This window comes from Leisingera sp. ANG-M1, assembly GCF_000813745.1.
Taxonomy (GTDB): Bacteria; Pseudomonadota; Alphaproteobacteria; order Rhodobacterales; family Rhodobacteraceae; genus Leisingera.
This window is the reverse complement of sequence record NZ_JWLC01000019.1, coordinates 62,110-86,464: the sequence shown is the minus strand read 5'-3', so window position 1 is coordinate 86,464 and position 24,355 is coordinate 62,110. Positions and strand designations below refer to the sequence as shown.

Annotated in this window: 19 protein-coding genes; 15 read left to right on the top strand and 4 right to left on the bottom strand. The window is 62.8% G+C overall.

What is annotated here, in order from left to right; genetic code table 11:
- Window positions 1-38: 38 nt before the first annotated feature.
- Window positions 39-2,624 carry a TRAP transporter permease gene (locus RA19_RS16405; RefSeq protein ID WP_039164541.1) on the top strand — a complete coding sequence of 862 codons (2,586 nt, stop codon included), beginning with the start codon at window positions 39-41 and terminating at the stop codon, window positions 2,622-2,624.
- 54 nt (window positions 2,625-2,678) lie between these two features.
- Here the strand turns inward: RA19_RS16405 and RA19_RS16400 are convergent, their stop codons facing one another.
- Window positions 2,679-3,602 (bottom strand): IclR family transcriptional regulator, encoded by a 924-nt coding sequence (locus RA19_RS16400; protein ID WP_152615789.1) that lies wholly within the window; start codon window positions 3,600-3,602, stop codon window positions 2,679-2,681.
- On the opposite strand from RA19_RS16400, the gene RA19_RS16395 reads away from it, so the two are divergent.
- The 7 genes from RA19_RS16395 to RA19_RS16365 all read left to right on the top strand — a co-directional run bounded on the left by RA19_RS16395 (window position 3,587) and on the right by RA19_RS16365 (window position 13,654).
- Window positions 3,587-4,261 carry an SDR family NAD(P)-dependent oxidoreductase gene (locus tag RA19_RS16395; RefSeq protein ID WP_241479083.1) on the top strand — a complete coding sequence of 225 codons (675 nt, stop codon included), beginning with the start codon at window positions 3,587-3,589 and terminating at the stop codon, window positions 4,259-4,261. The two genes, RA19_RS16400 and RA19_RS16395, sit on opposite strands and share 16 nt — an antisense overlap.
- Before the next feature lie 18 nt (window positions 4,262-4,279).
- Window positions 4,280-4,810: a 2,4'-dihydroxyacetophenone dioxygenase family protein gene (locus RA19_RS16390; RefSeq protein ID WP_039164534.1), complete on the top strand. Its 531-nt coding sequence runs from the start codon at window positions 4,280-4,282 to the stop codon at window positions 4,808-4,810.
- A 9-nt stretch (window positions 4,811-4,819) separates the two neighbouring features.
- Window positions 4,820-5,554, top strand: a complete 735-nt coding sequence (locus RA19_RS16385; RefSeq protein ID WP_039164531.1) for an SDR family NAD(P)-dependent oxidoreductase — start codon at window positions 4,820-4,822, stop codon at window positions 5,552-5,554.
- Between the two features lie 541 nt (window positions 5,555-6,095).
- The gene (locus tag RA19_RS16380; RefSeq protein ID WP_039164529.1) at window positions 6,096-8,597 is read left to right on the top strand and encodes a Hint domain-containing protein; all 2,502 of its coding nucleotides are present in this window, start codon (window positions 6,096-6,098) and stop codon (window positions 8,595-8,597) included.
- Between the two features lie 460 nt (window positions 8,598-9,057).
- Entirely contained in the window at window positions 9,058-10,566 is a 1,509-nt protein-coding gene (locus RA19_RS16375; protein ID WP_039164526.1) for an FMN-binding glutamate synthase family protein, read from the top strand.
- Window positions 10,567-10,607: 41 nt separating this feature from the next.
- Window positions 10,608-12,272, top strand: coding sequence for an acetolactate synthase large subunit (locus RA19_RS16370; RefSeq protein ID WP_039164524.1), 1,665 nt, complete (start codon window positions 10,608-10,610; stop codon window positions 12,270-12,272).
- Complete coding sequence (locus tag RA19_RS16365; RefSeq protein ID WP_039164522.1) at window positions 12,269-13,654, top strand: aldehyde dehydrogenase family protein; 1,386 nt, start codon at window positions 12,269-12,271, stop codon at window positions 13,652-13,654. Before RA19_RS16370 ends, RA19_RS16365 begins: the two co-directional genes overlap by 4 nt.
- Here the strand turns inward: RA19_RS16365 and RA19_RS16360 are convergent.
- A complete protein-coding gene (locus tag RA19_RS16360; protein ID WP_052261837.1) occupies window positions 13,644-14,600 on the bottom strand; it encodes a LysR substrate-binding domain-containing protein in 957 nt (318 codons plus the stop codon). The genes RA19_RS16365 and RA19_RS16360 overlap by 11 nt on opposite strands.
- 145 nt (window positions 14,601-14,745) lie before the next feature.
- Between RA19_RS16360 and RA19_RS16355 the strand changes: the two genes are divergently transcribed.
- The 7 genes from RA19_RS16355 to RA19_RS16325 all read left to right on the top strand — a co-directional run bounded on the left by RA19_RS16355 (window position 14,746) and on the right by RA19_RS16325 (window position 20,821).
- A complete protein-coding gene (locus tag RA19_RS16355) occupies window positions 14,746-15,228 on the top strand; it encodes a TRAP transporter small permease (protein WP_039164520.1) in 483 nt (160 codons plus the stop codon).
- A 1-nt stretch (window position 15,229) separates the two neighbouring features.
- On the top strand, window positions 15,230-16,528 hold the full coding sequence (locus tag RA19_RS16350; RefSeq protein ID WP_039164518.1) for a TRAP transporter large permease: 1,299 nt from the start codon (window positions 15,230-15,232) through the stop codon (window positions 16,526-16,528).
- Window positions 16,529-16,569: 41 nt separating this feature from the next.
- Window positions 16,570-17,562 carry a TRAP transporter substrate-binding protein DctP gene (gene dctP / locus RA19_RS16345; protein WP_039164517.1) on the top strand — a complete coding sequence of 331 codons (993 nt, stop codon included), beginning with the start codon at window positions 16,570-16,572 and terminating at the stop codon, window positions 17,560-17,562.
- 77 nt (window positions 17,563-17,639) lie between these two features.
- Window positions 17,640-17,951 carry a (2Fe-2S)-binding protein gene (locus tag RA19_RS16340; RefSeq protein WP_039164515.1) on the top strand — a complete coding sequence of 104 codons (312 nt, stop codon included), beginning with the start codon at window positions 17,640-17,642 and terminating at the stop codon, window positions 17,949-17,951.
- The gene (locus RA19_RS16335) at window positions 17,938-19,347 is read left to right on the top strand and encodes an FAD/NAD(P)-dependent oxidoreductase (RefSeq protein WP_039164513.1); all 1,410 of its coding nucleotides are present in this window, start codon (window positions 17,938-17,940) and stop codon (window positions 19,345-19,347) included. The genes RA19_RS16340 and RA19_RS16335 overlap by 14 nt, the downstream gene beginning before the upstream one ends.
- The gene (locus RA19_RS16330; RefSeq protein ID WP_039164510.1) at window positions 19,344-20,459 is read left to right on the top strand and encodes an NAD(P)/FAD-dependent oxidoreductase; all 1,116 of its coding nucleotides are present in this window, start codon (window positions 19,344-19,346) and stop codon (window positions 20,457-20,459) included. The genes RA19_RS16335 and RA19_RS16330 overlap by 4 nt, the downstream gene beginning before the upstream one ends.
- Window positions 20,460-20,476: 17 nt before the next feature.
- Window positions 20,477-20,821 (top strand): RidA family protein, encoded by a 345-nt coding sequence (locus RA19_RS16325; RefSeq protein ID WP_039164509.1) that lies wholly within the window; start codon window positions 20,477-20,479, stop codon window positions 20,819-20,821.
- Window positions 20,822-20,898: 77 nt separating this feature from the next.
- On the opposite strand, the gene RA19_RS16320 is transcribed toward RA19_RS16325, so the two are convergent.
- Together RA19_RS16320 and RA19_RS16315 are read right to left on the bottom strand one after the other, a co-directional pair.
- Window positions 20,899-22,590 (bottom strand): BCCT family transporter, encoded by a 1,692-nt coding sequence (locus tag RA19_RS16320; RefSeq protein ID WP_039164506.1) that lies wholly within the window; start codon window positions 22,588-22,590, stop codon window positions 20,899-20,901.
- 225 nt (window positions 22,591-22,815) lie between these two features.
- Window positions 22,816-24,237 carry a carnitine 3-dehydrogenase gene (locus RA19_RS16315; protein ID WP_039164504.1) on the bottom strand — a complete coding sequence of 474 codons (1,422 nt, stop codon included), beginning with the start codon at window positions 24,235-24,237 and terminating at the stop codon, window positions 22,816-22,818.
- Between the last annotated feature and the right edge of the window lie 118 nt (window positions 24,238-24,355).

The window sequence follows — 24,355 nt, the reverse complement described above, 5'->3', positions numbered from 1 at the left end:
CGGGCATCCATCCCGGCTCCAAGCAGAGGGGGGAAGCCATGACCGATACATCCCATCAGGAACAGCTTGGCGAGCTGATCGCCGAGAATGACACCGGTGCGCGGGACCCGTCCGGGCTGGCCCGCAAAATTGTGCTCTCAGTGGCGCTGGCCTGGCCGCTCTACCAGCTTTATATGGCTTCCCCCCTGCCCTTTTTGACCGGGATCGGACTGATCGACGACAGCCAGCAGCGCGCGATTCACTTGGCCTTTGCGCTGTTCCTAGGCTTCATGACCTTCCCGGCCTTCCTGCGTGCGCCGCGCCGGCATATCCCTATCTATGATTGGGTGCTGGCAGTCGCGGCGGCGGGCTGCGCGCTCTATATCCTGGTCTTCTACCGGGAGGTAGTGGACAACGCAGGCGGCCTCCGTACCCCGGCTGAAACCATCGCCTCATTGCTGGGCATGGCACTGGTGCTGGAGCTGACCCGGCGGGTGCTGGGCCTGTCCCTGGTGATCGTCGCCGCCGTTTTCACCGTTTATGTCTTTACCGGGCCCTTGCTGCCCGAGCTGATCTCGCATCGCGGCTTTTCGCTCAACCGCTATGTCGACCACATGTGGCTGACAACCGAGGGCGTCTTTGGCCTGCCCCTGGGCGTCTCCAACAGCTTCATCTTTCTCTTCGTGCTGTTCGGTGCGCTCCTGGACAAGGGCGGCGCGGGCAACTTCTTCATCAAGCTGTCGTTTTCCATGCTTGGCCATCTGCGGGGCGGCCCGGCCAAGGCGGCCGTGGTCTCCTCTGGCCTTACCGGGCTGATCTCCGGCTCGGCCATCGCCAACGTGGTGACCACAGGCACCTTCACCATCCCGCTGATGAAGCGGATCGGCTTTTCCGGCGAGAAGGCCGGCGCTATCGAGGTCTCCTCCTCCATCAACGGCCAGATCATGCCGCCGGTGATGGGGGCCGCGGCTTTCCTGATGACCGAATTTGTCGGCATCACCTATTTCGAAGTGGTGGTTCATGCCTTTGTACCCGCCATCGTCAGCTACATCGGCCTCTTCTACATCGTCCATCTGGAAGCGGTGAAAGCCAACATGCCCGTGCTGGCCAAGGTGCAGGAAAGCACCCTGCTGCAAGGCCTCGGCCGGTTCCTCTTCGGCTTTGGCTCGCTGGCGCTGGTCAGCGGACTGGTCTACGCTGTTGCCACCGGCCTTGGCCTGGTCGCAGGTGAATACGCGACGCCAGTGGCAGCCGTGCTGATGACTGTCCTTTACGTCTGGCTGTTGAAGATCGCAGCGCGCTATCCCGAACTGGAGATCGACGACCCCAACGCGCCGCTGATCGAGATCCCAAAGCTGAAGCCGACCCTGATGGCAGGGCTGCACTTTGCCCTGCCGATCGGGGTGCTGATCTGGTGCCTGATGATCCAGCGCCTGTCGCCCGGGCTTGCGGTCAGCTGGGCCATTGTCGTGATGGTTGCGATCATGCTGACTCAGAAGCCGCTGCTGGCCCATTTCCGCAAGACCGCCAGTGGCGGAGAGCTGCGCCAAGGATTCGCCGACCTGATCGGGGGGATGATCGCAGGCTCTCGCAACATGGTCGGCATCGCGGTGGCCATGGGAGCTGCCGGCATTATCGTGGGAGTGGTCTCGCTCACCGGTCTGGGGCTCTTGATGACCGAGATCATCGACGCGGTCGCGGGCGGCAACGTGATGCTGATGCTGCTGTTCACCGCGCTGATGTGCATTGTGCTGGGCATGGGGCTTCCGACCACGGCAAACTACATCGTGGTGGCCAGCGTCATGGCGCAGCCGCTGGTGACACTGGCCGCGCAAAACGGGCTGGTGATCCCGCTCTTTGCGGTGCATCTGTTCGTCTTCTATTTCGGGCTGATGTCCGGCACCACGCCGCCGGTCGCGGTCGACAGCTTTGCCGGCGCTGCGGTGGCGCGTTCAGACCCGATGAAAACCTGCGTGCAGGCCTTTTACTACTCCCTGCGCACCGCCATACTGCCGTTCATCTTTGTGATGAACCCGGAGATGCTGCTGATCGGGGTGGAAAGCTGGTGGTCGGCGGCGCTGATCATCGTCTCAGCCACGATTGCGATGTGTGTTTTCGCGGCAGCAACACAGGGCTTTTTCCTGGTCAAGAACCACAAGCTGGAAAGCGCGCTGCTGGTCATCATCGCCCTGTCGCTGCTGCGCCCGGCCTTCTGGCTCGACCGGGTCCAGCCGCCGTTTGTTTCCGCCGATCCGCGAGCGATCCATCAGGTCGCCGAAAAGGCCGGGGATGGCGCCCAGATTCAGATGCTGATGACGGGCGAGAACTTCAGCGGCGACATCGTGACCCGCAAAGTGGCCATCCCGCTGGGCCAGTCCGGCGCCGTGGGGGAAGAACGGCTGCTGGCGGCAGCAGGGCTTGAGATGCGGCTCGGGGCAGATGGCGTCTTTGTAGAAAACGTGGCGTTCAACAGCCCGGCGCAGAAATGGGGTATCGATTTTGACTGGCAGGTACTGGAGCTCAGGCAACCAGCCGTCCGGATGGCTAAAGAATGGTTCCACATCCCCGCTTATGCCACTCTGATGATGATCGTTTTCGTCCAGCTTGCGCGCCGCCGCAAGCAGACAGACGCAGCCCCAATCTAGGCCCGCTTGCCCGGGCGGGACGGCACAGAAAGCCAGCGGCTTGGGGCATTGCCACTAACCGAAAGCGACACCGATCCGGGCAGAGACATCTTTCACGCACTCCAAAAGCGGAGCCGCATAGCTATTGCGGTCCTCCCGCAGCCGGAAAAGCGGCACGGAAACACTGACCGCTGCCGCCGGCTGACCGCTCTCATTCATGATTGCAGCTCCAAAGCAAACAATACCCACTTCATTTTCCTGATCATCAAAGATGAACCCGCGTTTCCGGCACAGTTCAATCTGGCTGGCCAGAGCGCGCGGATCCGTTGTTGTGAAGGGCGTAACCGGTATCAATTCGATACCCTCAAGCAGTTCGGCGCATTCCTGCTGCGGCAAGGCGGCCAGATAGGCCTTTCCGACACCGCTTGAATGCAAGGGCACCGGCGTGCCGATTGTCGAATTCATCCGCACGGTTTCGCGGCTTTCTATTTTGTCGATGTAAACCAGCCCGCCGCCGCTGCGCACTGCCAAATGCACGGTTTCCCCGGTCACATCCCTCAGCTTCTCCAAATGCGGGCGGGCCAGGTCACGGATGTCCGACTGGCCAAGCGCCCGGCGCGCGAGCGAAATCAGCCGCAAGCCGGGCTTGTACTTGCGGTCGGCCGTTCTGGTTATCAGTTCCTCGGCCTCCAGCCCTGCAAGCAGCCGGTAGAGCGTGGGCCGTGTAAAACCGCATTCCGCCAGCAAATCCTGCAATCCAGGCGGCTCCCTCCGGTCCGCAATGTGCTGCAGCAGCCCGATACTGCGGGCAAAGCTCTGGGTCCCTTGAACCTGTTTCGCCATCTCATTCTCCACCGGCCGCACACCAACGGGCGGATTGACAGCGGGTGCGGCAACCGTACCATGTCCATATATCGAATCCTTGTCCACAATATGGTCATTAACTGGAGCAGGCAATGGAAAAAACACATCCTGAAGTTCTAGTGACAGGCGGCACAAGCGGTTTAGGTCTCGCAATAGCCCGCGGCTTTGCCTCAGCCGGCTACAGTGTAACCGCAGCAGGCCTCGGCCCCTTGCCGGAGCCAGAGCCGGGCTTGGGCTTCCGGTCTCTGGATGTCACGGACGCGGCGGCGATTGGAGCTCTGCTGGCCGGTTTTTCCAGTCTGACCGTTCTGGTGAATGCTGCCGGCGTGATACGGCGCGGCGCTGAGCTGGAGCCGGATGTGTTTGCGGAAGTGGTGGACATCAATCTGATTGGCACCATGCGGGTTTGCGCCTCCGCGAGGCCCTTGCTGAGGGAAAGCAAAGGGGCAATCATCAATATCGCCTCAATGCTGAGCTACTTCGGCGGCGGTCTCGTTCCGGGCTATGCGGCCTCGAAAGGCGGCATTGCACAGCTCACAAAATCGCTTGCCATTGCCTATGCCGCTGACGGGATCCGGGTGAACGCCTTGGCGCCGGGCTGGATCTCCACACCGCTGACCAAAGATCTCCGCGAAGATGAAGACCGCAGCGCCGCGATCCTGTCGCGCACACCGATGGGCCGCTGGGGCAAGCCGGAGGACCTGATTGGCCCGGCGCTGTTCCTCGCCTCCGAAGCTGCCGGATTTGTGACCGGCACCATTCTCAATGTCGATGGCGGCTACGCTGCCGCCTGAACTGAAAAGGAAGCTTAGATGCCACTGGTAAGTGAAGACGAAAACCCGCGGGTTCCTTACAAGCACCCGATGCCACAGGATGCGCTGCCGGAGATCGTGATCCCGGATGCATTGGCGGAAGATGACCCGCGCATGTGGGTGCAGCAGGCCGAGCACGTCTTCTTCCGCCCGCTCTGCCTGAACGTCAGCCAAGGCTACTGGATGAACCTCTTGAAGGTGACCAAATCCGGCGTGCTGTCGCGCCACCGCCACCCGAACGCGGTGCATGGGTTCGTGCTGAAGGGCCGCTGGCACTACCTCGAGCATGATTGGGAAGCCCGCGCAGGCGGCTATGTGTTTGAGCCGCCGGGAGAAACCCACACTTTGGTTGTGCCCGATGATGTCGACGAGATGATCACTTATTTCCAAGTGAACGGCGTCATGTACTACGTCGACCCGGACGGCAATCACCTGGGATACGAGGACGTCTTCACCAAGATCGACATGTGCCGCGCCCATTTCGAGAAGGTTGGCCTGGGGGCTGACTACGTGAAAACCTTCATCCGCTGAGACGCCAGAATGACCAATGTAAACTATGACTTTTCGGGCCGCGTTGCGGTTGTGACGGGCGGCGCAGCGGGGATCGGCGCCGAAATCGCCCGCCACTACTCCGCCGCGGGGGCGCAGGTGATGATCTGGGATCTAACCGAACCCGCCCAAACACCCGAAGGCGCGGGTTTTTGCCAGGTGGACATCAGCGATCCCGTAGAGATCGCCGCCGCCGTGGCAAAGACCCGCGCCGCCTTTGGCGGTATCAACTTCTTGTCGCATAACGCCGGGTTTGCCGGGCCGACTGTACCGGTCACGGAATACGACCCGGACACCTGGGCGCGGATCATCGAGGTCAACCTTACCGGCACCTTCCATCTGGCCCGCGCTGTAGTCCCGGTGATGCAGGAAAACGGCTACGGACGGATCGTCAACATGGCGTCGCTGGCGGGCAAGGAAGGCACGCCCAACGCCTCCGCCTATTCCGCGGCCAAAGCAGGTGTGATCGGCTTCACCAAGTCCTTGGCCAAGGAACTGGCCGAAACCGCTATCCGGGTGAACTGCATCGCACCGGCAGCCGTGAAAACGGCCATCCTCGACCAGATGACTCCGGACTTCGTGCAGATCATGATCGACAAGTCTCCAATGAAACGTCTGGGGCTGGTGCAAGAAGCGGCGGAATTGGCGATGTGGCTGTCTTCGGACGCCTGTTCGTTCAATACCGGTGCGGTCTTTGACCTATCTGGCGGCCGGGCCACTTATTGAAACGGGGCCGCAGCAAAGCATCACCCTAGGTCGCGGTATCCAGGAGCCCTGCCGCAGCGCAAGCAAAACCCTTGGATGCCGCGAGCGGACAAATACGGCCTCTTGGTTTCAGCCCCTTTGGGCGCGGCCACGGATACCTGGCTGCTTCGAACCTTCCGTTGCTCAGGCGGTTCAGACCGGTTTTCGGTTCCTGCCGCCACAAGAGCGGGCCCTCTCAGGTCAAAGCCCGCCTGACCGCTTAGAATTTTCGGCCAATGCCGCAATGCGGTAAGATACCGGACAGGCCCCGTCCCGGTGCTTCTTCCGGTATTCTGTCAAATAGTATCAAAAAAATTAAAGAGGCTGCCATGCCCAACAGGCACAGTCTCTTCAAAGCCTTGCCCGCGTCTCCGGGGTGCAAAGTTTGTGCGGGGTTTACGTTTCTTTATCCGCAGTCGCGTATCGGTTTCCTACCGCAGCCGGCCCCACCGGCAATGCGCCTGCAGACAGTTCACTACCGCGCGTGCATTACCCCGCGCCAGATAGAAGGCCGAATTGATTTATGGCTACACCGGATTGGGTCGATGATCTTGTCGCCAGCATGACTGGCTCGGCGGGCAACGACAAAATGGACGGCACCACCGGCGACGACACCATCGAAGCCGGGGCAGGTCAGGACACAGTTGCCGGTGAAGAAGGCAATGACGTCATCGAGTCCGGCGCAGGCAATGACACCGTTTATGGTGACATGGGCGACGGCTTCGAACAGGGCCTGGACGCCTCGCCGCTAGTGCTGGACATCAACAACATCCAGAGCATTTCCCACGACGGTTCGGATGGCTCGGCCGGCGATTATGCCGTCTTCAGAGACATCGCGACTCTGGACGACGGCACCAAAGTCTGGGGCAAGCTGGTTCTGGTCGAGAAGTCCAACCCGGACATGTCGGTTGAATTCGGCTACACGGCCGGTGCCGAAATCCTGCTGGACGGCGACGACCCGGGAGACCAGGCCACCTTCCGGCTTGAATTCTACGATCCGGACACGGGTGAGCCGGTCTATCTGAACTCTACCGCGACTTTCAACGACGTTGACGACAACAGCGGCTATGGCGATGCCGAAGCCGTAATCATCGACGGCAACAGTTTCACCTCCTTTGGCGTCGCATCGGATACATCACTGGCCACCGCGGTCGACGGCAGCATGGTGACTGCCACAGGGTCCGAGCAAAACAGCTACACCGATCAGGACGCTTGGTTCTCTGCCGGGTTCGAAGACCGGTCTTCGATCGAATTCACGCTGCAGACCCGCGAAGGCCTGGCGGGCTTCACACTGTCCGGCGACATGATCGACGACGCGGTTGTCACTCCGATCGAACAAGGGGCCGACACGATTATGGCCGGCGAAGGCGACGATGTTGTCTTCGGCCAAGGGGGGGATGACTCCCTGTTCGGTGAGGATGGCAACGACAGTCTTGACGGCGGCGACGGCGACGACCTCATCGAAGGCGGCGAAGGCGCGGACACCATTATCGGCGGCGAAGGCGGCGACACACTCGCAGGCGGCGACGGGGATGACTACATCGAAGGCGGTGCGGGCAACGACAGCCTGACTACCGGGCTGGGCAACGATACCCTGATCGGCGGCGAAGGCGACGACACACTGATGAACTCGGCCGGGGACGACAGCCTGGTCGGCGGTGTCGGCAACGACAGCATCGTGGCAACCGACGGCAATGACACGCTGGACGGCGGCGCCGGCAATGACACCTTGTACGGCGGCAATGACAACGACTTGCTGATCGGCGGCGCAGACGCGGACCTGATGTACGGCGAGGCCGACGCTGACACCTTTGAAATGTCAGACGGCTTTGGCAACGATACTTTGGAAGGCGGCGAGGCCGGAACCGACCAGGACACGGTCGATCTTACTGCCGTCACCTCCGGGCTGACGGTCACCTATACCGGAGATGAAGCCGGCACGATCTCCGATGGTTCCGATACCATCACCTTTTCTGAGATCGAAGCGCTGGAACTGACAGACCAAGCCGACGTGGTGGACGCTTCGGCGGACTCGGCCGGCGTGCAGATCGACGCCGGGGCAGGCGACGACACTGTCACTTTCGGGGCGGGCAATGACTCGATCACCAGCGGCACCGGGTATGACGAGCTGGTCCTGACCGCGTCCGGCGGCATCGACACCGTCAGCGACTTCAACATCGGTGACGATGACAGCGACGGGTTCTACAACGATCAGCTCGATGTGTCCGAGCTGACCGGAGGCAGCGGACCGCTTGGGGCCGTTCGCGCCTGGGACGTCTCTGTCACCGACGACGGGTCCGGCAATGCGCTGCTGTCCTTCCCGGGAGGTGAAAAGCTGGTACTGGAAGGGGTCGCCCCGTCCCAGATTTCAAGCGGGCCGCAGCTTTTTGCTGCGGGCGTGCCCTGCTTTACGCCAGATGTCCTGATCGCCACCAAACGCGGCGCGGTACCCGCAGGGCAGATCCGCGCGGGAGATCTGCTGCAAACTGCTGACAATGGCTTTCAGCCGGTTCTCTGGGTCGGTAAACGCTCATTGAGCCCGGCCGAACTGGAGCAAAATCCCCATTTGAAGCCTTATTGCCTGCACCCAGGCGGGCTGCTGTCCCCCGAGCGGCCGATGCTGCTCTCTCCCCAGCACCGCCTGCTGGCCGGGCGCCGGGCCTTTGACCCAGGCAGCCGCCAGGACGAGTGCTTCCTGCCGGCAAAACTGCTGGCAGAGGTTGACGCCGCCTGCGCGCAACTGGTCCGATCTGTAAAACCGGTCACCTATGTGCACCTCATGACTGAGCGGCATGAAGTGATTTTTGCAGAAGGCATTGCAACCGAGACTTTCTGGCCCGGTCCCGAAGCGCTGCGCGGGCTGCGGTTTCAGGACAGGCTGGAGCTGTTCGGCCTCTTTCCGGAACTGGCGGCGGCGGCCGGCCTGCAAGGCGGCCGCGGGCGGCGGCAGGTCAGCAATGTTTACGGCGGCCTGGCGCGCCACTCCCTCAAACGGCGCGACTTGCAGTCTTTGACTGCGGCCTAGTGTTGCGACCAGAAGCCTAGGCAGGACAATCGCCTGGCGACCGGGTTATACATTCCATAAGCAAACGTCATAGAAATTTGCCTTAGTCTCGGCCGAAACCTCAACAAGAGTGCCGCATGACAATTCTGATTAAGCCGCCCTGCGCGGCGGTACCGGCTGCGCTGCCAGGCGCAAGCCGGGCTTTTCATCCCTGCCGCATGACCCGGCCTGGTCTGGACATCCTCCAGGCTGCTGACGCACACTCCAAAGGCGGCACCGCGCGCCCAGTGCTGCTCCCTGCCCGCCGCCTCAGCCGGACGCTATAGACCGGCGGCCCTTTGCCCGCTGCTGCTTTGCTGCTCCGCAGGATGTGATCAGCACGTGAATGCAATGCGCAGGCAGCATGCGCATTCTGTAGTGACAATTGCCAGGGCGGCAACAAGACCTGCCCGATAAACCCCTTGAAGGAGCGACGGAAACCATGTCTCAGATATCCAGCATTGTGCTCGCACTGCTCGAATTCCTGTCTTATGCGTTCATCTTTGCCGTTGGTGCCGGCGTCTTGTGGCTGGTGGTGATCTATTTCCGCGACAAGACCCAGACCGAAAGCACCCTGCGCCGCAACTACCCGGTCGTCGCCCGCTTCCGTTATTTCTTTGAACATATGGGCGAGTTCTTCCGGCAGTACTTCTTTGCGCTCGACCGCGAGGAGATGCCTTTCAACCGGGCCGAACGCTCCTGGGCCTACCGGGCGGCCAAGAACGTCGACTCCACCGTCGCCTTCGGCTCCACCCGTGACCTGCGGTCGACCGGCACCGTCTATTTCGTGAACTGCCCCTTCCCGACGCTGGAACAGGACGCCAAGGAGCCCTCCGCCGTCACTATCGGCCCCTACACACGCCACCCCTACACCACGGATTCCTTCTTCAACATCTCCGGCATGAGCTATGGCGCCATTTCGGTCCCGGCCGTCCGCGCCTTGTCGCAAGGCGCCAAAAAGGCGGGCATCTGGATCAACACCGGCGAGGGCGGCCTGTCGCCCTATCACTTGGAAAGCGGCGCCGACATCGTGTTCCAGATCGGCACTGGCAAGTTTGGCGTGCGCAAGCCCGAAGGCGGCTTTGACGAGGACAAGCTGCGCAAGGTTGCCGGCCACGACAGTGTCCGCATGTTCGAAATCAAGCTGAGCCAGGGCGCCAAGCCCGGCAAAGGCGGCATCCTGCCCGGCGCCAAAGTGACCGAGGAAATCGCCGAAATCCGCGGCCTGAAACCTGGTCAGGACGCTATCAGCCCCAACCGCCACCCTGAAGTCGACTGCGTCGACGACCTCTTGGACATGATCGCTTATGTCCGCGGCGTGACCGGCAAGCCGGTGGGCTTCAAGACGGTTATCGGCGCCTATGGCTTCCTCGACTCTCTGTGCCGGGAAATCCAAAAACGCGGCCCCGAAAGCGCCCCGGACTTCATCACCATAGACAGCGCCGACGGCGGCACCGGCGCCGCTCCGATGAGCCTGATCGACAACATGGGCATGCCGCTGCGCGAAAGCCTGCCGCTGGCCGTCGACATTCTGAAACGCCACGGCCTGCGCGAGCGCATCAAGGTCTGTGCCAGCGGCAAACTGATCAACCCGTCCGAAGTTGCCTGGGCTTTCTGCGCCGGCGCGGATTTCGTGAACTCCGCCCGCGGCTTCATGTTTGCCCTGGGCTGCATCCAGGCCCTGCAGTGCAACAAGAACACCTGCCCCACCGGCATAACCACCCATGACCCCAAGCTGCAGTTCGGCCTCGATCCTGCTAGCAAATCCGAACGCGTGGCCTACTACGCCAAGAACATGAAAAAGGAGGTCGGCATCATCGCCCACAGCTGCGGCGCTGCCGAGCCGCGGCTCTTGAAACGCTACCACGCTCGGATCGTACTTGATAACGGCCGCTCGGTCTCCATGGACGAACTGTACCCCGAACCCGAGCAGCAGCAAGCCGCTGAATAACCTCTTCTCCGAACTCACAAATTTATTGAACAGGAGCCCCCATGCCTGACACCCGTTCCGCTGCCGTCAAAGCCTCCGATCTACTAGTCGCCGCCCTTGAGGCAGAAGGCGTCGACTATATCTTCGCCGTCCCCGGCGAGGAAAACCTCGACGTGCTGGAATCTCTGCGCACTTCGAAAATTGAGCTGGTTCTGACCCGCCACGAACAAGGCGCCGCTTTCATGGCCGCCACCTATGGCCGCCTCACCGGCAAGGCCGGTGTCTGCATGGCCACGCTTGGCCCCGGCGCCACCAATTTTGCCACCCCTGCGGCTTATGCCCATCTGGGCGGCATGCCGCTGATCATGATCACCGGCCAGAAGCCGATCAAGAAATCGAAACAAGGCCAGTTCCAGATCATCGACGTGGTCGGCCTGTTCGCCCCGATCTGCAAGATGTCCAAGCAGATCGTGCACGGCAACACCATCCCCGCCCTGATCCGCGAGGCCTTCCGTGTCGCCGAAGAGGAACGCCCCGGCGCGGTCCTGCTGGAACTGCCCGAAGACATTGCCGCCGAGGACACCGACGAACCCGTTCTACAGCCCCACCCCCGCCATTACGCGGTGGCCGGCGACACCGTGCTGAACGAAGCGGCCGAGCTGATCCGCAACGCCAAGATGCCCCTGCTGCTGCTGGGGGCCGGCGCCAACCGCAAGGATGCCCGCTCCGCCCTCAGCGCCTTTGCCGAGGCGGCGCAAATCCCCTTCTTCAACACCCAGATGGGCAAAGGGGTGATCGACGAGCGTTCGGACCTGTTTCTGGGCACCGCTGCGCTGTCCGATGGCGACTACCTGCACTGCGCCATCGACCGCGCCGACCTGATTATCAACGTTGGCCACGACGTGGTCGAAAAACCGCCCTTCTTCATGGAGGAGGGCGGCACCAAGGTCATCCATGTGAACTACAAGGCCGCCCAGGTCGACCAGGTTTACTTCCCGCAGGTCGAGGTGGTCGGCGACCTCGCCCAATCCATCACCCGCCTGGGTGAAATCCTTGGCGGCCCCTTGGATTTCGACCGCGGCTACTTCCAGCGCATCAAGCAAGAGACTGAGAAACACACCTCCGAAGGCTCGGAAGACCCCCGCTTCCCGATCATTCCGCAGCGTCTGGTCGCGGACACCCGCAAAGTGATGGCAGACTGCGATATCATCGCACTGGATAATGGCATCTACAAAATCTGGTACGCCCGGAACTACAAGGCTTATCAGCCCAACACCGTGCTACTAGACAACGCCCTGGCGACAATGGGTGCGGGCCTGCCCTCGGCGATGATGGCGGCCAAGCTCTACCCGAACCGGCGGGTGATGGCGATCTGCGGTGACGGCGGCTTTATGATGAACAGCCAAGAGTTGGAAACTGCTGTCCGCCTGAACCTCAACCTGGTGGTCACGGTGCTAAACGACAGCTCCTACGGCATGATCCGCTGGAAGCAATCGCACGCGGGCTTTGACGACTGGGGGCTGGAGTTCAACAATCCTGATTTTGTGCAGTATGCCAACAGCTATGGTGCCACCGGCCACCGGATCACCCGCACCGAAGACCTCGCGCCCACCTTCGAGGCCGCCTTTGCCGCGGGCGGCGTGCATCTGATTGATGTCCCCGTCGATTACAGCGAAAATCAGCGCGTCCTGATTGACGAACTGGCAGCAAAGGCGTGTCTGATATGAGCAAAACCGTAGAAGTCGTGAATCCCTACAGCCTGGAACGCATCGGCACCGTCGAGACCAGCAGCTGGGAACAGATCGACGCAATGCTGGACACTGCGCATGGCCTCTTCCGCCAGCGCAGCGCCTGGCTGCCTGCCTATCAGCGCATCGAAATCCTCAAGAAAACCGCTCGGCTGATGGAGGCGCGCTTTGACGAGCTGGCCCTGCTGATCGCCAGCGAGGGCGGCAAGCCGCTGGTCGACGCCAAGGTCGAGGTCAAACGCGCCATCGACGGGGTGGAGCTATGCGTTCATGAGATCGGCCAGATGACCGGTAAGGAAATCCCGATGGATCTGACTGCCGCAGGCGCGGGCCGCATCGCCTTTACCCAGCGCGAGCCGATCGGCGTGGTGGTGGCCGCCAGCGCCTTCAACCACCCGCTGAACCTGATCGTGCACCAGGTGGCGCCCGCCGTCGCCACAGGCTGCCCGGTGATCGTCAAACCGGCAATGGACACACCGCTCTCGTGCCAGGCCTTTGTTGCCATGCTGCACGAGGCCGGATTGCCGCAGGACTGGTGCCGCTCCGTGGTCTGCAGTAACGAGGTCGCCGAGCAGATGATCACCGACACCCGCGTTGGTTTCTTCTCGTTCATCGGCTCCGCCCGCGTCGGCTGGATGCTGCGCTCCAAACTCGCTCCCGGGACCCGCTGCGCCTTGGAACACGGCGGCGCGGCGCCTGTGATCGTGGGTGAAGACGCGGATACCGATGCCATGATCCCGGCCTTGGCCAAGGGCGGTTTCTACCACTCCGGCCAGGTCTGTGTTTCGGTTCAGCGCGTGTTCGCTCCCTCTGCCAAAGCCGAAGAGATCGCGCAGAAACTGGCAGAGGCCGCGAATGCGCTGAAAGTCGGTGACGCCACAGATCCCACCACCGACTGCGGCCCGCTGATCCGCCCCGGCGAGGTCGACCGGATCGAGGAATGGGTGAACGAGGCCGTAAACGGCGGCGCCAAGCTGCTCACAGGAGGAAAACGCCTCGGTGAAACCACCTACGCGCCAACCGTTCTATTGGACCCGCCTGCAGACGCCCGCGTCTCGCAGCTGGAAATCTTTGGCCCGGTGATCTGCGTCTACAGCACCAACAGCGTCGAGGAAGCCTTTGAAACTGCAAACAATCTGCCCTTCGCCTTCCAGGCCGCGGTCTTCACCCAAAGCCTGGACACCGCCATGCAGGCCGTCCGCCAGCTCGACGCCACCGCGGTCATGGTCAACGACCACACCGCCTTCCGCGTTGACTGGATGCCCTTCGCCGGCCGCCGCCAGTCCGGCTACAACACCGGCGGTATCGGCTACACCATGCATGACATGACCCAAGACAAAATGGCGGTGATCAAGCTTTGACCCGCTGCGCCGGGCCGTCCTGCGGCCCGGCACGAAACATCCCGTTGATCCCCTCAAGGGCCGACCCCAAGAGCTTGGCAAACTCATTTGCCAATGCAGAGGGCGGCCGGTGCGCAGGCTGCATCACTGATACCTCCAGCGCCACACCAGGGCGAAACGGCCGGAACACCACCGGCCGCGGGTCCGGCCGCATGTTCACGTACCCGGCGGCAGTGATCGGATCGCACACGCAGTAGCACAGCCCCTTCTCCACCAGAGTCAGCGCCGGATGAAAGGTCCGAAGTTCGAAGCGATGCTCAAACCGCGCCTTCTGTGCCTCAAACGCCCGCAAGGTTGCAATCAGGTTCGGGTGCCCCTCTTGCAGCGCTGCCATCGGCTTGCCCGACAGATGCCGCGCCTCTACCGCTTCCAGCTCTGCCAGGGGATCGCCTGCAGGGATCGCACAGACGCAGTCCATCTGAAAATCCACCGTCTCAATCGCCGCTGACGGCTTTGGCGTCTCGCCCAGCCCGATGTCATACTGCTGCGAGGCAACCCATTCCTCGATCACCGGCGAGGCCCGCATCATCAGGGACGCCCGCACCTCCGGCTTGTCCTGCAGGAACTCTCCCAAGAGCTGCGGCATCAGCAGGCTCGCCGCTGCCGGCATGCAGGCGATGTTCAACCTCCCTTTCGCCAGCGCCCCGATCTCGCGCATGGTGCGGGTCGACAGCGCCAGCCGGTCCAGGATCGCCTCCGCCTCGCTCAGAAAATACTGTGCCTCGGGCGTCGGTGCCATCTTTCCCCGCTGGCGGCGGAACAAATTGATCCCCAGCTCGCTCTCAAGGTTAGCGATTAAGGCAGAGACCGCAGGCTGAGTCCGCCCCAGAATTCGCGCCGCATCGGACACCGATCCGGTCCGCATCACCTCCCGGAAGGCCTGTAGCTGACGAAAGCTCAGGTTCATGGCCTTTGATTTCCTTCACATTTTTCACAAACCATAAAGCAACCCTATTCATCAATCAATTTAATCGCTTTGACTTAATACCTCGCACCCGCAAGTTTCCCTGCCACGGATGCACCGCCTGTATCCGCCCAAAAGGGAGGGGAACATGACACGCGCCTTCAGTGTACTGCTGACAGTGCTGATCTGCCTGGTGGCGCTCGGCCAATTTTTCCAGGTGATCACCCGCTATGTGCTGGAAATCCCGGTGATGGGACTGGAGGAAAGCCTGCTCTACCCGACACTCTGGCTCTACATGCTGGGCGCCGTGAACGCCTCGCGCGAGAACACCCACATTCGCGCCAACGTGCTCGAGATCTTCCTGTCCTCCGAACGCCAGCACCAGGTGCTCGCCATCATCGGTGAGGTGATCAGCCTGACCGTCGGCCTCTGGCTCACCTCCTGGGCCTGGGACTTCTGGAAGTATTCTCAGCGGGTCTGGCGCGAAAGTCCGACGCTCTACCTGCCGACTTTCTACGTCGATGCCGCCCTGTTCATCGGCATGGTCCTGATGATGGCTTTCACCGCCTGGCATCTGGCCCTGCATATCCGTGCCCTGTTCTCCCCCCTCCCGGCGCAAAAGGAAGCCTGAGATGATCGAGATTGCCCTCCTTGCCGTTCTGGTCCTGGTCCTGCTGCTGACCCTGGGCGTGCCGCTCCCCTACTGCTTTGGCGCCGGTCTGATGGTGATGTATTTCGCTGGCGACGTGGTGATGAAGGGCAACATGCTCTGGGGATTCCAGCAGCTGGGCAACCCGGTACTGCTGGCAATCCCGCTGTTCGTGCTGGCCGGCACGATCATGAGTGTCTCCGGCATCGCTGCTTCGCTATTGAATTTCGTCAACATCTTCATCGGCCACCTGCGCGGCGGCTTGGGCGTTGTCGCCACTGTGTCCTGCGCCCTCATTGGTGCGATCTCCGGCTCCGGCCTCACCGGCGTGGCCGCCATCGGCCCGCTGCTGATCCCCGAGATGGAGAAACAGGGATACCCCCGCGAATACGCCACAGCCCTCATCGCCAATGCCTCGCTGCTGGGCCTGCTGATTCCGCCCTCGGTCACCATGATCGTCTACGGCTGGGTCACCGACACCTCGATCCTCGCCTGTTTCCTCGCCACCCTCGGCCCGGGTCTGCTGATCATGTCCTCCTTCTCGGTGGTGAACATCCGCATGGCCCGCAAGTTCCCGCTGCAGCTTGCCGAACCGCTCAAAGGCCAGGCCTTCATGTCCGAGGCCACAACCCGCGGGCTCAAGGCTACCCCGGCGCTTTTGATGCCGGTGATCATCCTCGGCGGCATCTACGGCGGCATCATGACCCCGACCGAGGCCGCAGCCGTCGCCGTGATCTACGCCGTGCCCGTCGGCTTCCTGATCTACAAGGGCCTCGACATCCGCACCTTCCTCGGCGCGGGGCGCGAAGCGGCAACCTCGGTGGGCGCGATCATGCTGATGATCCTGTTCTCGATGATCCTCAGTCAGATGTTTGTGCTGGAAAGCGTGCCGCAAGCGATCGTCGAAGGCATCTTCTCGATCACCGAGAACAAGGCGCTGCTGCTCGTCCTCATCAACATCCTCTTATTCCTGGTTGGCATGGTGGTGAACGACGTTACTGCCATCATCCTGATTGCGCCGCTCCTGCTGCCGCTGATGCAGGCGATCGGCGTCAGCCCGATCCAGTTCGCCGCGATCATGGGCGTCAACACCGCGATGGGCGGCGTCACACCACCTTATGCCTCGATCCTCTACCTTGGCGCCCGCGTCGGCCAGGTGCCGGTCACCAAGGTGATCCGCCCCGCCATGACCCTGATCCTGCTCGGCTACCTGCCGGTGGTGTTCCTCACCAGCTTCTGGCCTGACCTGTCGCTCTGGCTGCCCCGCGTCTTCGGCTACTGAGCCGCCCCCGCATTCATCATCACTCACGGAGGAGAAAACCCATGATGACGTTCCTGAAATCCACCTGCATGGCCGCAGCCCTGGCCGCCACCGCTGGCATGGCCATGGCTGACACGCTCAAGCTCAGCCACATCCGCCCGCAGGGCGCCACCATCGACAACGAGCTGCGCGCCTTTGCCGAGGACCTCTCGGGTGCCACCAGCGGCTCGCTGGAACTGAACCTGTTCCCCGCCTCGGCGCTCGGCGACTACACCTCGGTGCAGGAGCGCATTTCCGTCGGCGCCATCGACATGGCGGTGCAGCCCGCTGCCACCGCCGTCGACCGCCGGATGCAAATCTCGGCCTTTCCCTATGTCGCTTCCAACTGGGCCGAGGCGAAAAAGATCTACGGCCCCGGCGGCGCGATCTATGACGCGATGAAGGAGCTTTACGCCAAGCAAGACATCACCATGCTGGCCGCCTACCCGGTCTATTTCGGCGGCGTCGCCCTGAACACCGATGCCGTCGACCCCGGCAATCCCTCTGCTGCCAAAGGCATCAAGGTCCGCGTCCCCGGCATCAAGAGCTTCCAGCTGACCGCCGACGCGCTTGGCTACATCTCCTCGCCGATCCCCTTCTCCGAAGCCTTCACCGCGGTGCAGACCGGCGTGGTTGACGGTGTCGTGGGTTCGGGTGCCGAGGGTTACTACGCCTCCTTCCGCGACGTGACCACCACTTATGTGCCGGTGAACACCCACTTCGAGGTCTGGTACATGATCATCAACTCCGGCACCCTTGCCGAGCTGAACGACGGCGACCGCGCCGCCCTTGAGCAGGCCGCCGTGGCGTTTGAGGCCAAGCGCTGGCAAACCGCCGAGGCCGACCAGGGCGCTTTTGAGCAGAAGCTCGCGGACAACGGCGCCAAGATCGTCTCGCTGAGCGACGCCGAGCTCTCCGCCACCGCCGAACACGTGCGCGCCCAGGTCTGGCCGCAGGTGCTGGAAGATGTCGGCCAGGACTGGGGCCAAGCCATCCTCGACAAGATCGCCGAGTAAGCCAGTCCCGTACTTGGGAAAGGCGCGCCCTCCCCGCCGCCTTTCCCTTTTTCCCAATCCCCGATGGAGGTCCGCCGATGTTCCGATCCCTGCGTTCAGACAGCGCGCCCAAGATCACGCTGACAATCAACGGCCAGGCCGTGACCGCCGCCGCCGGACAATCGGTCTGGTCCGCCATGGTGCTTTGCGGCCAGCCTGTGACCCGCCGCGCCGCTCTGTCGGGCCAGGACCGCAGCGCCTATTGCGCCATGGGCGTCTGTTTCGAATGCATGGTGGTCATCGACGGCTTCCCCAACCAGCAGGCCTGCCTGCGCCAGGTGGCTGAAGGCATGACAGTCGCAACCCAGACCATCACCGAAGACAGGGGGGCACCAGATGCAGGCCTTTGACTGCGCCATCATCGGCGCCGGGCCTGCCGGCATGGCCGCCGCCATCGCGCTCGCCAAAGGCGGCGCCAATGTTGCCGTGCTGGACCGCGGCGCCCGCGTCGGCGGCCAGATCTACCGCGCCGCCGCTGCCAGCCCTCTGCCGGACGCCAGCGTGCTGGGGCCGGACTACACTGCCGGCGCGGCCCTGATTGCCGAATTCAACCGCGCCGAGATCACCCGTTTCACCGGCGCCGACGCTTGGCACCTGGGCGATGACGGCCGCGTCTTGTTCTCGCACCTTGGCGACACCCATGAGCTGCACTGCCGCGAGATGCTGCTCTGCCCCGGCGCGATGGAACGCCCGATGCCCATCCCCGGCTGGACCCTGCCCGGCGTGATGACCGTCGGCGCCGCCCAAGTGATGCTAAAGTCCGATGCCACGGTGGCCGACGGCGCCGTCTTCGCAGGCTCCGGCCCGCTGCTCTATCTGATCGTGGCGCAATACCTGCGCCTTGGCGTGCCCGTCGCCGCCCTGGTCGACACCACCCCGCGGCAAAACTACCTGAACGCCGTCCCGCTGCTGCCCGGTGCCCTGCGCCAGGCCGGGCAGCTGAAAAAAGGCCTCGCCCTCCTGCGCGAGATCCGCGCCGCCGGCATCCCGCAGTACCGCTTTGCCGAAGGCCTGGAGATACTGGGAGAGGATAAAGCCGAGGGTCTGCGGTTCACCGCAAACGGCCAACCCTATGAGATCGCCTCAGAAACCGTCTTCCTGCATCATGGCGTCCAGCCCAACCTCAACATGACCCGCGCGATGGATCTGGCCCACCGCTGGAACCCGCAGCAGCTCTGCTGGCAGGTCGAGGCCGATGCCTGGGGCCAAACATCCGTCCCGCATGTCTCGGCCGCGGGAGACGGCGCCGGGATCATCGGAGCAGAGGGCGCCCGCATCGCAGGTGATCTGGCTGCGCTCAACATCCTGCACCGCCTTGGCCATCTAAGCGAAGGAGAGCGCGACCGCCAGACCGCTCCTGGCTCCGCCCGGCTCGCTGCCATGGCCCCCTTCCGCGCCTTCCTTGACCGCCTCTACCGCCCCGCCGGTGCCTTCCGGCTGCCGCAAAACCCGGAAACATTGGTCTGCCGCTGCGAGGAGCAAAGCCTCGCGAACCTGCGCGCCGGTTTTAATCAGGGCGCCCGCGACCCTAATGCACTGAAATCCCTGACACGCTGCGGCATGGGCCCCTGCCAGGGCCGCCAATGCGGCCATATGGTGACCGGGCTCTTGGCCGAGTGGCAGGCTGAACCGCCCGAGGCCGTTGGCTACTACCGCCTGCGCAGCCCCCAGCGCCTGCTAACGCTGGAGGAGCTGAGCCGCTTCCAGGCCGTGCCCGCCCCTGCACAAGCGGAGGCCGCGGAATGAAAGCCGACGTCCTGATCATCGGCGGCGGCATCCAGGGGTGCGCCACCGCCTATCACCTGGCCCGCCGGGGCGCCTCAGTGATCCTGCTGGAGAAGGACTATGCCGGCCGCCACGCCTCTGGCGTCAATGCAGGCGGCGTGCGTCTCTTGGGCCGAGACATGGCCGAGGTGCCGCTATCCAAAGCCTCGATGGAGATGTGGCAGACCCTGGACCAAGAGCTGGGGCACAACACCGGCTTCCGCCGCCAGGGTGTCATCAACATTGCCGCCGATCAGACAGACATGACCACCCTGCGCGCCCGCGAGGCGAAGATGCTGGCCGCAGGCTACACCCACGAACGCATCCTCAGCCGGGCCGAGCTGCTCGATCGCCTGCCGCATGTGAGCCGCGACTGCGCGGGCGGCGCCATCTCGGAGAAGGACGGCTATGCCATCCCCTACAAATCCACCAGCGCTTTCCGCCACGCCGCCGAACGCTACGGTGCGCAGATCATCGAAGGCGAAGAGCTGATCGGCCTGCGCCGCATTGGTGCCGCCTGGCTCGCTCAAGGGGCCAGGAACCGCTATGAGGCGGAAACCGTCGTCAATTGCGCCGGCGCTTGGGCCGACCGGATTGCGCTGATGATCGGCGACAATGTGCCTCTCAGCCATGCCGCACCGATGCTGATGATCACTGCGCGGATACCGCATTTTGCTTCCCCCGTAGTCGGGGCCGTCAGCCGCCAGCTTAGCTTCAAGCAATTCGAAAACGGAACCGTCCTGATCGGCGGCGGCGCAAAGGGTTTTGCCGACCGCGCCAGCAACCGCACCAGGCTGGACTATGCAAAGCTCGCCTGCGCCGCACGCACTACGGCGGAATTCTTCCCGATCATGCGCCGCGCCAGCATCAACCGGATGTGGGCGGGGCTTGAGGCCTATATGCCCGATAACCTTCCCGTGATCGGCCCCGCAGCAAACGCAGACCGCGCTTTCCACGCCTTCGGCTTCTCCGCCCACGGCTTCCAGATGGGCCCTATCGTCGGCCAGGCGATGGCTGATCTGGTGCTTACCGGACGGAGCCGTTTCGACCTTTCCCCCTTCCGCATCAACCGCTATGACCGCAAGGTTCTTTGACCAGAGGAAACTTCCCAATGACCATCACCCGTATCGGCACCACCGCCCGCGCCAGCAAAATCGTCAAGCACAACGGCGTTGTCTATCTCAGCGGCCAGGTCTCCGAGGCCGAAACCGCGGCTGAGCAGACCCGCGAAATCCTCGCCAAGGTCGACGCCCTGCTGGAAGAAGCCGGCAGCGACAAAACCCGCCTGCTGCAGACCGTGATCTGGCTGTCCGATATGTCCTATTTCGCCGAGCTGAACGAGGTTTGGAACGCCTGGGTTCCCGAAGGCCACGCACCGGCGCGTGCCTGCGGCGAAGCCAAACTGGCGCGCGAAATCCTGAAGGTCGAAATCATCGTTACTGCCGCCTGCGACTAAGGTCCCTCAGGCAAAACGATAAAACAGCGCCGGGCCTCAGCAGCCCGGCGCTCTTCGTTTCAGCGATCTGCCCCGTTTCAGGCGTGCAGATCCTGCGACATACGGGTGCCGTCCGGCGCAGAGGCCGCATCGGCGATCGGCGCTGCAGACGGGTCGGTCTTCAGCGACTTATACAGCCCCAGTGTCATCCCGATGATCACAAAGGAGATCGGGAAAGCGGCCGCAATCGACGCGGTCTGCAGAGCGCTCAACCCCCCGGCCTTCAGCAGCACAATTGCAGTTGCCCCAATGCCAACGCCCCAGATGATGCGGAACTTCTTCGGCGGGTTGTCGTCGCCCATCGACAGCATGGTGGTGATCACCAGGGTGCCGGAGTCTGCCGAAGTCACAAACCACGAGAACAAGAGCAGGGTTGCCAGCGCCGACAGCGGCCAGGCCGTCCAGCTCAGATCGCCCAGCCAGGAAGTAGCGCCCAGATTGCCGATGGTACCGTAAAGCGCCGCGGGCAGGTCCCAGTTGCGCACTGTGGCAATCACGCCTGCACCACCTTCGGCCGCCGGGCCGCCTGCCATATTAAGCTCCTGCCAGATCGCGTTGCCACCGAACATGCACAGCCAGAAAAACGCTATCGCGGTTGGCACGAACAGCACGCCCACCATGAACTCGCGGATGGTCCGCCCGCGCGAGATACGGGCGATGAACATGCCCACCATCGGCGCCCATGCGATCCACCAGCCCCAGTAGAAGATGGTCCAGCCGCCCTGCCAGGCGATGTTCTCTTCCGAGCTCGCGGTCCAGAAACCCATCGGAATGAAGTTCCAGATGTAGTCACCCAGGGTGGTCACATAAAAGCCCAGCAGCCATTTCAGCGGGCCGATGACCACAAAGGCCGCCAGCAGGAACATCGACAGCCAGATATTCCATTCCGAGATGATCCGGATGCCTTTGCCCACACCGGACACGGTGGAGAGCGTTGCGATGATGGTCACAATCACAATCAGCACGATTTTCAGCGTGTCGGTCGGTTCCAGCCCGAACAGCACGTTGAGACCGGTAGCCATCTGGCTGGTGCCCAGGCCCAGCGAGGTCGCGATGCCAAAGACCGAGCCAAACACCGCCAGCAGGTCCACCATGTGCCCCCAGGGGCCATAGATCTTCTCGCCGATCAGCGGATACAGCGCCGAACGCATAGTCAGCGGCAGTTTTTTGCGGAAACCGAAATACGCCAGGCACAGGCCAACAATCACATAGAGCGCCCAGCCATGGAAACCCCAGTGGAAATAGGTCACCCGCATCGCGTCAATCGCGCGCTGCATGTCCATGTCCGAATGGCCCGCCATCTCCGCATGGGGGTTGTTCGGATAGCCCCAAACCGCCGAGTTATCGAAGTAGAAGATCGGCTCGGCAACGCCAAAGAACAGGATGCCGATACCGATGCCGGCAGAAAACAGCATCGCAAACCAGCTGAAGTTGCTGAATTCGGGCCGTGAATTGTCGTCACCCAGCCGCAGGCTGCCGAACTTCGAGAACATCAGGAAGAAGCAGAAGAACATGATCCCGGCCAGAACCGAGATGTAATACCAGCTCAGGCCGCCTTCGATCCAGCTGCGGACCGACTTGTAAAGGCCGCCTGCAAACTCGACGTTCAACACAGTGAAAATCACAAAGGCGGCAATCATCGCCTTTGCCGCCATACCCATTCCCGGGTGCAGGCCGGTAAAGAAACCGGACTTTGCCACCAGGTGGCTGTTTGAATTGCTTTCAGACATTTGGTCCTCCCTTTGTCCCTATGCAATAGCCCCCGGAGTCCTCCGCCCCGGAAAAGCTGCCCGGTCTGCCAAGACGGGATGAAGCCCTCCCTATTGCCTTGGTTTCCGGAAATGCCTCCCCGGGCAGCCGGCGGAACCGGCCGCGAAAATGCGGGCTGGAATCGGGGAGGAGATCCAGCCCGCAGCGGGGTATTCCAGCGGGCCGCAAACCCGCCGGCCCCAAGCTCAGCCGCGCTGGCCGACGTGGCGCCCGGCGCCCTCCGGCATCGGCATTCCTGCATGAGCCGCGGCATAGCTTGCCAGCTTGTCCGCCACGTCCTGTGAGGGCAGCGACGTGCCGCGGGCATTCAGGTCCATATGCAGCAGCAGCGTTTCCACAGTTGCCGCCAGCTTGCCCTCGGGGCCATGCAGGCGGTGGAACAGATGCATTTTCTTGCCTTCGCCCTGCAGCACCTGAGTGGTGACAGTCAGCGCGTCACCCTCATGCAGCTCATCCAGGAAGCGCACGTGGTTCTCGACGGTGAAATAGCTGCCGCCCGCGGCGATGTATTCCGCGTCGCAGCCGATCATCTCCATGAAACGGTCGGTCGCCTGGGCCGAAGCCTCGGTGTAATGCGCCTCGTTCATGTGGCCGTTGTAGTCTGTCCAGCTCTGCGGCACCGGGCGGCTGACGGTCACCGGCAGATCCGCCGCTTCCGGCGTGGGCAGCGTGGCCTCATGCGCGTTTATGGTGCCGCCGGCGCCGCTGCCGGACTTTTTCAGCGCCCGCATCATGCCGACCAGGTTGTCGTCGCGCAGGCGCTCCAGCTCACGGATCGACAGATGGCCCGATTGCGCATCCGACTGGCCCGCGATCAGGTCCACCAGCTCGTCGGTGAACTCCGGCACATCCATCAGCTTGGTCCAGGGCCATTCCAGCGCCGGGCCGAACTGCGCCATGAAGTGCTTCATGCCCGCTTCGCCGCCGGCAATCCGGTAGGTCTCAAAGAGGCCCATCTGCGCCCAGCGGAGGCCAAAGCCCATACGGATCGATTCATCCAGCTCCTCGGTGGTGCAGATGCCGTCCTTGATCAGCCACAGGCCTTCACGCCAGACCGCTTCCAGCAGCCGGTCGGCGATATGCGCATCAATCTCCTTGCGCACGGTCAGCGGGTACATGCCCACCTCGCGCAGCAGGTCCGAAGCTTGTGCGCAAGTGTCCGCATCGCCCACCAGCTCGACCAGCGGCAGCAGGTAGACCGGGTTGAACGGATGCGCCACCACGGCGCGGGCGCCCTGCTCGTTCAGCTCCGACGGCTTGAAGCCCGAAGTGGAGGAGCCGATCACCGCGCTTACCGGCGCGTGCTCTTGGATCTGCGCGTGGATCTTGTGCTTCAGGTCCAGCCGCTCCGGCACGCTTTCCTGAATCCAGGAAGCCTCCGCCACGGCCTCGGCCATGTCATTGTGGAAGGTCAGCGCTCCCTCAGCGGGCAGTGCCTTGTCATAAAGCGACGGCAGCGAGCGGCGGGCGTTTGCCAGCACTTCGCCGATCTTGCGTTCCGCTTCCGGGTCCGGGTCGAACACCCGCACATTCCAGCCGTTCAGAAGGAACCGCGCGGCCCAGCCGCCGCCGATAACCCCGCCGCCGATGATTGCTGCTGTTTTCATCTGATTTCCCTTTCAATAACGCCCGGCTCTTCTTCTGGCCAAAAATATCCTGGGGGTTTGGGGGCGAGCCCCCAAGTTGCCCCGTACCGCAGCGCTGCGGTGCATAAGCGGTGTACAG

Bases quoted from the DNA above. Each gene is read 5' to 3' on its own strand.
- RA19_RS16405 (WP_039164541.1), top strand. From the start codon at position 39: ATGACCGATACATCCCATCAGGAACAGCTTGGCGAGCTGATCGCCGAG.
- RA19_RS16390 (WP_039164534.1), top strand. From the start codon at position 4,280: ATGCCACTGGTAAGTGAAGACGAAAACCCGCGGGTTCCTTACAAGCAC.
- RA19_RS16385 (WP_039164531.1), top strand. From the start codon at position 4,820: ATGACCAATGTAAACTATGACTTTTCGGGCCGCGTTGCGGTTGTGACG.
- RA19_RS16380 (WP_039164529.1), top strand. From the start codon at position 6,096: ATGGCTACACCGGATTGGGTCGATGATCTTGTCGCCAGCATGACTGGC.
- RA19_RS16375 (WP_039164526.1), top strand. From the start codon at position 9,058: ATGTCTCAGATATCCAGCATTGTGCTCGCACTGCTCGAATTCCTGTCT.
- RA19_RS16370 (WP_039164524.1), top strand. From the start codon at position 10,608: ATGCCTGACACCCGTTCCGCTGCCGTCAAAGCCTCCGATCTACTAGTC.
- RA19_RS16365 (WP_039164522.1), top strand. From the start codon at position 12,269: ATGAGCAAAACCGTAGAAGTCGTGAATCCCTACAGCCTGGAACGCATC.
- RA19_RS16360 (WP_052261837.1), bottom strand. From the start codon at position 14,600: ATGAACCTGAGCTTTCGTCAGCTACAGGCCTTCCGGGAGGTGATGCGG.
- RA19_RS16355 (WP_039164520.1), top strand. From the start codon at position 14,746: ATGACACGCGCCTTCAGTGTACTGCTGACAGTGCTGATCTGCCTGGTG.
- RA19_RS16350 (WP_039164518.1), top strand. From the start codon at position 15,230: ATGATCGAGATTGCCCTCCTTGCCGTTCTGGTCCTGGTCCTGCTGCTG.
- dctP (WP_039164517.1), top strand. From the start codon at position 16,570: ATGATGACGTTCCTGAAATCCACCTGCATGGCCGCAGCCCTGGCCGCC.
- RA19_RS16340 (WP_039164515.1), top strand. From the start codon at position 17,640: ATGTTCCGATCCCTGCGTTCAGACAGCGCGCCCAAGATCACGCTGACA.
- RA19_RS16335 (WP_039164513.1), top strand. From the start codon at position 17,938: ATGCAGGCCTTTGACTGCGCCATCATCGGCGCCGGGCCTGCCGGCATG.
- RA19_RS16330 (WP_039164510.1), top strand. From the start codon at position 19,344: ATGAAAGCCGACGTCCTGATCATCGGCGGCGGCATCCAGGGGTGCGCC.
- RA19_RS16325 (WP_039164509.1), top strand. From the start codon at position 20,477: ATGACCATCACCCGTATCGGCACCACCGCCCGCGCCAGCAAAATCGTC.
- RA19_RS16320 (WP_039164506.1), bottom strand. From the start codon at position 22,590: ATGTCTGAAAGCAATTCAAACAGCCACCTGGTGGCAAAGTCCGGTTTC.
- RA19_RS16315 (WP_039164504.1), bottom strand. From the start codon at position 24,237: ATGAAAACAGCAGCAATCATCGGCGGCGGGGTTATCGGCGGCGGCTGG.